6 protein-coding genes and 1 pseudogene are annotated in these 8,537 nt (G+C 73.0%); 3 read left to right on the plus strand and 4 right to left on the minus strand.

Translation table 11 applies throughout. The features are described from left to right. The 4 genes and pseudogenes from AC07AL_RS22200 to AC07AL_RS22215 form a co-directional block, all read right to left on the minus strand. Window positions 1-129: pseudogene (locus tag AC07AL_RS22200) on the minus strand (ATP-binding protein); the annotation flags it as partial. Next, the gene (locus AC07AL_RS22205) at window positions 110-535 is read right to left on the minus strand and encodes a DUF742 domain-containing protein (protein WP_063347718.1); all 426 of its coding nucleotides are present in this window, start codon (window positions 533-535) and stop codon (window positions 110-112) included. The gene AC07AL_RS22205 and the pseudogene AC07AL_RS22200, both read right to left, overlap by 20 nt. Before the next feature lie 165 nt (window positions 536-700). Next, window positions 701-1,114 carry a roadblock/LC7 domain-containing protein gene (locus tag AC07AL_RS22210; protein ID WP_030057391.1) on the minus strand — a complete coding sequence of 138 codons (414 nt, stop codon included), beginning with the start codon at window positions 1,112-1,114 and terminating at the stop codon, window positions 701-703. A gap of 10 nt (window positions 1,115-1,124) precedes the next feature. Further along, window positions 1,125-5,006, minus strand: a complete 3,882-nt coding sequence (locus AC07AL_RS22215) for a sensor histidine kinase (protein WP_478317983.1) — start codon at window positions 5,004-5,006, stop codon at window positions 1,125-1,127. Window positions 5,007-5,596: 590 nt separating this feature from the next. Between AC07AL_RS22215 and AC07AL_RS22220 the strand changes: the two genes are divergently transcribed. From AC07AL_RS22220 to gltX, 3 genes are all read left to right on the plus strand, one after another. Continuing rightward, window positions 5,597-5,866, plus strand: coding sequence for a hypothetical protein (locus AC07AL_RS22220; RefSeq protein WP_363585713.1), 270 nt, complete (start codon window positions 5,597-5,599; stop codon window positions 5,864-5,866). Between the two features lie 245 nt (window positions 5,867-6,111). Beyond that, a complete protein-coding gene (locus tag AC07AL_RS22225) occupies window positions 6,112-6,912 on the plus strand; it encodes a fumarylacetoacetate hydrolase family protein (RefSeq protein ID WP_063347716.1) in 801 nt (266 codons plus the stop codon). Next, window positions 6,905-8,428: a glutamate--tRNA ligase gene (gene gltX / locus AC07AL_RS22230; RefSeq protein ID WP_363585714.1), complete on the plus strand. Its 1,524-nt coding sequence runs from the start codon at window positions 6,905-6,907 to the stop codon at window positions 8,426-8,428. The genes AC07AL_RS22225 and gltX overlap by 8 nt, the downstream gene beginning before the upstream one ends. Window positions 8,429-8,537 lie beyond the last annotated feature (109 nt).

Raw genomic sequence — 8,537 nt, forward strand, 5'->3', positions numbered from 1 at the left:
CAGGGGGTTGATCTCGGAGACGGCGCCGACGAGCGTGGTCTTGCCGACGCCGAAGCCGCCCGCGACGACGATCTTCGCGGAGGTGGTGGCGCGGGAGGGAGCGGCCGCGTTAGAGCTTGCGAAGTCCACTGAGGACCCTTTCGAGCAGCGTGACATCGGGCGTTCCGCCCGACTCGCCCGCGGCGGCGGGCTGGTGGATGGCGACGAGGCCGGCCTCGGCCAGGTCGGCCACGAGGATGCGGGCCACACCGAGCGGGACGCCGGCCAGTGCGGAGATCTCCGCGATGGACTTGACCTCACGGCAGAGGTTCACGATCCGGGCGTGCTCGGGCAGCAGGCCGCCGGTCCGTTCGGCGTTGCCGGTGGTCGAGATCAGGGCCTCGATGGCGAGCTGGTACCGGGGCCGGGTGCGGCCACCGGTCATCGCGTACGGGCGGACCAGCGGCTGCTGCTCGTAGCCGTCGGACTGCTGCCCGCCGTAGCCGCTGCCGTACCCGTTGCCGTATGAGCCGGCGGGTGTCGAGGGCGGGGTCATGGGTCCTCCTTGTGCTGCAGCCTTGGGCAGCCGGTTCCAGCTGGGGCGGTGCCAGCTGAGGCGGGATCAGCTGCCTGAGGGTAGCTGAGGGTGAGACGCCGGGGCCGGTCGGGTCGGACCCGGCGGGGGAGGTGGGACGGTGGACGTATCCCGCTCGGACTCCGGTCAGTGCAGGAGACTGCCCTGGAGTTCCGCGCGGAGTGCGGGGGTGAGGACGGCGCCGGCGCGGTCGACGAGGAGGGCCATCTCGTAGCCGACGAGGCCGATGTCGGAGTCGGGGGAGGCGAGTACGGCGAGGGCGGAGCCGTCGCTGACGGCCATGAGGAAGAGGAAGCCTCGTTCCATCTCGACGACGGTCTGGTTGACCTCGCCTCCTTCGAAGATCCGGCTGGCGCCGGAGGTGAGGGAGGTGAGGCCGGAGGCGACGGCTGCGAGCTGGTCGGCGCGGTCGCGGGGGAAGCCCTCGGACATGCACAGCAGGAGGCCGTCGGCGGAGACCACCACGGTGTGGGACACCCCGGGGGTGTTGTCCACGAAATTGGTGATCAGCCAGTTCAGGTTCTGTGCGGCCTGGCTCATCTGATTCAACTCAACGCTCCTGGTGATCTGCGCCGTTGCCGTCGGTCCGGCCACCGAAACTATCGAATCCGGGCTGCTGGGCACCATGCTGGGAGCCCGGCTGGTTGGCCTGTTCGGCTCCGGCCCGGCGGCCCTGCTGGATGCCGCGGCGCAGGTTGGTCAGCCGGCCGCGGACCTCTTCGGGGGCCCGGGAGACCTGCGGACCGGTCAGCGGCGAGGCCTCGGCGGTGCCGGAGACCAGGTTGGCCTGCGGGGTCCGCCGGGGGAGACCGGACATCGTGACGCCGCTGGTCGAGGGCTCGCGGACCTGCTCGGCGCGGCGCCAGCGCTCGTCGTTCGCGGACGGGCGCCACGGGGCGTCCCCGGGGCCGGGCTGCGGCTGCTGGCCCTGCCGCGGCTGCTGCTGACCCTGCTGCGGGGCCTGGGACTGCGGGGCCTGGGGGGCCTGAGCCTGCGCGGCCTGCTGCGGAGCCTGGGGCTGCGGGGCCTGGGCCGGCCGGCCCTGTCGGCCCTGCGGGTCGGACGGCTGGAACTCCGGCGCCGAGGTGCCGGGCCGGCGCGGCTGGTACGTCCGCGGCCGCGCCTCCTGCCCGCCCTCCTGCGGGTACCACGGCTGCTCGGCCGCACCCCCGGACGGGCCGGTCGGCAGCGCCATCGGCTCCGGCCGGGCCTGCTCCTGGCGCACCGGCTCGGGCCGGGCCTGCTCCTGACGGACCGGCTCCGGACGCGCCGGGTTCGGCACGCTCGGCAGCACCGGCTCCACCAGACCGAGGCCCAGCGGGTCACGCGGGTCGATCTGACTGGCCTCGAAGCGCGGCCGGGCGAACTGCTGGGTGCTCTCCACCGGTGCCGGCTCGGCCGACGGCAGCGGCTGGGCCTGCTGCTGCGGCGGCAGTTGCGGCTGGCGGTCGCGCTGCGGCGCGTCCGGGCCGGGGCGCTGCGGACGGCGCTGGCCCTGCGGGCCGGGCTGGCCCTGCGGGCCGCCCTGACCGGGGCCGCCCTGGCCCTGCGGGGCCGGCCGGCGCTGCGGCAGGCCCTCCTGCGGGCGGTTGCCCGGGCGGGCGCCGCCGCCCTGCTGCTGCGGAGCGCCGCCCGGCCGGCCCGGCCGACCGTGCTGCGGCTGCTCGCCGGTCCGGGGGCCCGGACCGCCGTCGAACTCGCCACCCGGGCGCGGCCGTTCCTGGCCGGGGCGGCCCTGAGCGGGCTGCTGCTGACCGGGGCGGCCCTGGGCGGGCTGCTGCTGGCCGCGGCGGGGCAGGCCGCCGAGGCCGCCCTGCGCCGGGCCCGGCCGGTTCGGGCCGCGCTGCGGCAGGCCGCCCTGCGGGGACTGCTGGGGCTGCGGGGACTGCTGGGGCTGCGGGGACTGCTGGGCCGGCTTCTGGCCCTGGGGCTGCGGGGCTTGCCGGCCCGGTCCCTGGGGTCCCTGGGGCTGCTGGCCCGGGCCTGGCTGGCCCGGCTGGCCGGGGTTCTCGCGCAGCGACTGGCCGACCTGGCGGGTCGGCAGGCCTCCGGCCCGGCCGCCGGGCGCGGCAGGCGCACCCGGTCCGGTCGGAGCACCCGGAGCACCCGGAGCACCCGGAGCACCCGGAGCACCCGGAGCACCCGGAGCACCCGGAGCACCCGGAGCGTTCGGTCCGGTCGGAGCACCGGGGCCGCCCTGGCCGAGCTGCGGGCGGCCGCCCTGCGGGGCACCGCCGGCCGGGCCCTGGCCGAGCGCGGCCGGGCCGCCCTGGCCGGGCGGCACCTGGCGCTGCTGGCGCGGCGTCGGGGCGACTCCGCGCTGCTGCTTGGCCTGGGCCGGGCCGGGCCGGCCGGCGCCGCGGCGGTCGGCGGAGTTGGTGACGTCCACCGGGAGCATGACCAGCGCGGTGGTGCCGCCGGAGTCGCTGGGGCGCAGCTGGATGCGGATGCCGTGTCGCAGGGACAGGCGGCCGACCACGAAGAGGCCCATGCGGCGGGAGACCGAGACGTCCACCGTCGGCGGGTTGGCGAGGCGCTCGTTGATGTCGGCGAGGTCGTCGGGGCTCAGGCCGATGCCGGTGTCGTGGATCTCGACGAGGACGCGGCCGTCGGGCAGCGCGTGGCCGGTGACCCGGACGCGGGTCTGCGGGCTGGAGAACGAGGTGGCGTTCTCCAGCAGCTCGGCGAGCAGGTGGACGAGGTCGTTGACGACGCGGCCGGCGACCTCGGCCGACGGCACGGCGGCGAGTTCGATGCGCTCGTACTGCTCCACCTCGGAGGCGGCGGCGCGGAGCACGTCGACCAGCGGGACGGGCCTGGTCCAGCGGCGGCCCGGGTCCTCACCGGCGAGGACGAGGAGGTTCTCGCCGTTGCGGCGCATGCGGGTCGCGAGGTGGTCCAGCTTGAAGAGGTTGGCCAGCTGGTCCGGGTCGGCCTCGCGGCTCTCCAGTTCGGAGATGAGCGACAGCTGGCGCTGGATGAGGCCCTGGCTGCGGCGCGAGAGGTTGGTGAACATCGCGTTGATGTTGCCGCGCAGGAGGGCCTGCTCGGCGGCGAGGCGGACGGCCTCGCTGTGCACCATGTCGAAGGCGTGCGCCACGTGGCCGATCTCGTCGGTGGAGTCGACGGCCACCGGTTCGACCGTCGTGTCGACGTCGTGCGGGTCGCTCTCGGAGAGGGTCTTGACCAGCTCGGGCAGGCGGCGCTCGGCGACGTCCTCGGCCGCGGCCTGCAGACGGGTCAGCGAGCGCACCATCGAGCGGGCGATCAGACCGGCGCCACCGAGGGCGACGAGCAGCACCAGGGCGATGGCGGCACCGATGATGATGGCCTCGGTGTCGGCCTGGGACTGGAGGTCCTGGGCCTTGCCGTCGAGGTCCTCGATGAGCTTGGACTCGATCCGGCGCTCGGCGGTGATCTTGGCGCTGGCCTTCTCGTACCAGTCCTTGTAGGTCACCGGGTCGGTCTGGTGGATGCCGCTCGGCTGGAGGATCGAGCGCGCGTACCGGTCGGCGTCGGCGATCACCGAGTTGTAGCTGAGCTGGCCGCGCAGGTTGTCCAGGTCGTGCGCGGTGTAGATGTTGTTGAAGCTGGTGAGCGAGTTGTCGTACGAGGTGCGCAGGCGGATGCCGAAGGACTCGTCGCTGGGGCTGAGGTCGGGGCCCTTGGGGTTGGCGAGTGCGGCGCCGATCAGGGCGCGCTGCTGCGAGGTGGCGTTCTTGGCCAGCGAGAACTGCTGCAGCGAGCGGGTCGCGACGAGCAGGTCCTTGTTGTTCGACGCGAGCGCGATGTCCTGGGTGATGGCCAGCAGGTCGCGGATGATCACGTCGTAGGCGGTGATCGTCGACTGAATGTTCTGGTTGTTCTGGTACGGCGTGTTGCGCGCGTCCGAGATCGAGTTCAGGTCCCTGCGGATCTGGAACAGCAGCGCCTTCCCGCCCGAGAGCTCGAGGTTCTCGAACTTGTCCGAGGACGCGGTGAAGGTGCGGCTCAGGTCGTCGGTGGCCCTGCGGGCGGTGGCGATGTCGTCGTCGAGCGGGTCGTTGGGGCGCGCGGTGATGTAGCCGGCGCTGATGTCGCGCTCGGTCTGCAGGGCGTCCGCGAGGTTGGTCGCCTTCTTGGCCAGGTCGGACAGGTTGGCCATCTGGGAGAGCTGCTGCGAGTTCTGCATCGAGGCCTGGATCCGCAGGCCACCGAGGACCAGGGAGACCAGGACGGGCAGGGCGAGCAGGGCGATCAGTCGGGTCCGGATGCGCCAGTTGCGCATCGCGAGCCGGCTCAGACCGGTGGCCCGCCGCCTGGTCAGGGTGGTCCGGAGCTTGTCCCGGGCGGACTTCCGTTCCTGGCCGTCGTCCTCCGGGTGGCCGGGGGCCTCGGGGATCACCGGCTCGGGCGGGCCGCCGGGGGCCGCCGCCTGCTGGGGGGCTGCCACGGGCTCGTGCGACTCCGGGTTACCCGCGCCGCCGCTACCCCTTTTGAAACGTCCCTGCACTGGCGTCGCAACCTCTGGACCGGGCGTCCCGCCGCGTCGCCGCGGACCGGACGGTGTCGAGTTTCCTTCCGCTCCCCGGCTGGTCCGGGTGAGCGCGTCGCCGGGGTGGACTTCTCCCTACCCACGGTCCGTGGCATTCCAGCACAGCCGGGGAATCCCAACAAGGGCCGCCAGGACACGCCGCGCGGCGCTACCGAACGCGTGCGTGACTTCACTGACTGTGCCGTAACAGGACCGGAATACCGCATTTTTCGGACACTCGCCGGATACATGCCAACCCGGCCCGAGATCGAAAAGAGTCGCGGACCTTCCGGAATGACCGTTATCGGAGATATGCCGGAAAATCCCGTTGCGGCGATATGCCGGATATCTGCAATTCGCTCATGAATTTGTGAGCAAAATCACAGTCTAATGTGTAGCTTTGGTCACGGCCCCTGTGGAATGAGATCTCGTAACCTGGCTGTCTCCGGAGCACGGCCCCGATCAGCCTGCCCAGAACCCCTCCGAATCATTCGGAATCACTCAGGCCGGTGACGATCCGCCGCGATCCGCCCGGCCGCGACCACGAGGTGCTCTCGATGTCCCAGGCGAAGAAGGCCACCAAGTCCACGCTGCCCTGCCGCTCCACGGCGAACCCGCGCCGGACGACGCTGGCCTCGGTCGCGGACTTCAGCACGATCCCGGGTGCCCGCAAGCCCGAGGACGCCGTCACCTACGGCACCGAGCTGCCGGCCAGCACCGCCAACCCGCGCCGCACCCAGCTGATGGTCGCCCCGGCGCCCGTCGTCGTGCAGGACTGACCCGACCCCCGCTCCGACCGGGCGTCGCGGCCGTGCCACCGAGGGCGGTCGCGGCGCCCTGCGGCGTTCCCGGGCGGTTGCCGGGGCTCGCGGCCCAACCGCGCTGAACAGGGGCAAAGCGGTCAGCCGGGGCCCCACGCGATAGCCTGGACGACGATTGACGGGGCCGCGCCCACCGTGGGCGAGGCGCCCACCAGCGCCCGGGCGCGCCCCGGGCGGTCGACGAAGCGAGGGGTATCCCAGCCGTGCGCATTGCCAGGTTTTCCGTCCGGGAGGGGAGCCCTGCCGCCGGCAGCGTCTCCTTCGGCGTGGTGGAGGGCGACCCTTCCCAGCCCGACTCGCTGGTCGTCCACGCGCTGGCCGGCCACCCGTTCGGCCAGCCCCAGCCGACCGGCGAGAGTTACCGCTTCCAGGACGTCCGGCTGCTCAGCCCGATGCTCCCCAACAAGATCGTGGCGGTCGGCCGCAACTTCGCGGCGCACGCCGCCGAGCTGGGCAACGACGTCCCGGACGTGCCGCTCACCTTCTTCAAGCCGTCCACCTCGGTGATCGGCCCGACCGAGAACATCGCCTACCCGCCGTTCTCCTCGGACGTCCAGCACGAGGCCGAACTCGCCGTGGTGATCGGCCGGATGTGCCGCGAGGTGCCGCTGGACCGGGTGCCCGAGGTGATCCTCGGCTACACCTGCGCCAACGACGTCACCGCCCGGGACGTGCAGAAGCGCGAGGGCCAGTGGGCCCGGGCCAAGGGCTTCGACACCTCCTGCCCGCTGGGCCCGTGGATCGAGACCGATCTGGACCCGGCCGACCTCGCCGTCACCTGCACGGTCAACGGCGAGCTCCGGCAGGCCGGCCGCACCTCCCAGATGGTCCGCTCGGTCGCCGAGCTGATCGTCCACATCTCCGAGGCCATGACGCTGCTGCCCGGCGACGTCATCCTCACCGGCACGCCCGCAGGGGTGGGCCCGCTCAACGTCGGCGACGAGGTCGCCGTCTCCATCGAAGGCATCGGCACTCTCACCAACAAGGTGATCAAGCGTGGCTAGTGAAAAGCTCAGCGGCTCCGCCGCGGGCAACCCGGCCGTCCGGGTTCGTTTCTGTCCGTCCCCGACCGGGAACCCGCACGTGGGCCTGGTCCGCACGGCCCTCTTCAACTGGGCCTACGCCCGCCACAACGGCGGCACGCTGGTCTTCCGGATCGAGGACACCGACTCGGCCCGCGACTCCGAGGAGTCGTACGACCAGCTGCTCGACGCGATGCGCTGGCTCGGCTTCGACTGGGACGAGGGCCCGGAGGTCGGCGGCCCGCACGAGCCGTACCGCCAGTCCCAGCGGATGGACATCTACGCCGACGTCGCCCGCCGCCTGCACGAGGCCGGCCACGCCTACCACTGCTACTGCAGCACCGAGGAGCTGGACGCCCGCCGCGAGGCCGCCCGCGCCGCCGGCAAGCCCTCCGGCTACGACGGCCACTGCCGCGAGCTGACGGACGAGCAGGTCGCCGTCTACAAGCTGGAGAAGCGCGAGCCGATCCTGCGTTTCCGGATGCCCGACCGCACCCTCAGCTTCGACGACCTGGTGCGCGGCACGCTCACCTTCGAGCCGGAGAACGTGCCGGACTACGGCATCGTCCGGGCCAACGGCGCCCCGCTGTACACCTTGGTCAACCCGGTGGACGACGCCCTGATGGGCATCACCCACGTGCTGCGCGGCGAGGACCTGCTCTCCTCCACCCCGCGGCAGATCGCGCTGTACGCCGCGCTCGCCGAGATCGGCGTCGGCGACGGCACCACCCCGCGCTTCGGCCACCTGCCGTACGTGATGGGCGAGGGCAACAAGAAGCTCTCCAAGCGCGACCCGCAGGCCTCGCTCAACCTGTACCGCGAGCGCGGCTTCATCCCCGAGGGCCTGCTCAACTACCTCTCCCTGCTGGGCTGGTCGCTGGCCGACGACCGCGACCTGTTCGGCATCGACGAGATGGTCGCCGCCTTCGACATCGCCAAGGTGAACGCCAACCCGGCCCGCTTCGACCTGAAGAAGTGCGAGGCGATCAACGCCGAGCACGTCCGCAAGCTGGCCCCGGAGGACTTCGTCCGCCGCCTGGTGCCGTACCTCCAGGCACCCGGGCTGCTGCCGGCCGAGCCGACCGCCGAGCAGCTGGACCTGCTCGCCAGGATCGCGCCGCTCACCCAGGAGCGGATGGTCGTGCTGAGCGAGATCGTGAACATGGCCGGCTTCCTGTTCGTCGACCCGGCCGACTTCGCCGTCGACCCGGACGACGCCGCCAAGGCGCTGACCGCCGACGCCCGCCCGGTGCTGGAGGCCAGCGTCAAGGCGCTGGAGGCGCTCGCGGACTTCAGCCCGGAGCCGATCCAGGCCGCGCTGCGCGAGGCGCTGGTGGACGGGCTGGGCATCAAGCCCAAGTTCGCGTTCACGCCGCTGCGGGTCGCCGTCACCGGCCGCCGGGTCTCGCCGCCGCTGTTCGAGTCGATGGAGCTGCTCGGCCGCCCCGAGACGCTGCGCCGGCTGAACTCCGCCCTGGAGGCCCTGCCGGCCGCCTGAGCGGGCCGCTGAGCAGGCCGGGGGGGGGGGGGGGGGGGGGGGGGGGGGGGGGGGGGGGGGGGGGCGGAAGGGGGGGGGGGGGGGGAGAGAAACCCGCCCCCCCCCGGTT

Source organism: Kitasatospora sp. NPDC043949 (genome assembly GCF_056435365.1).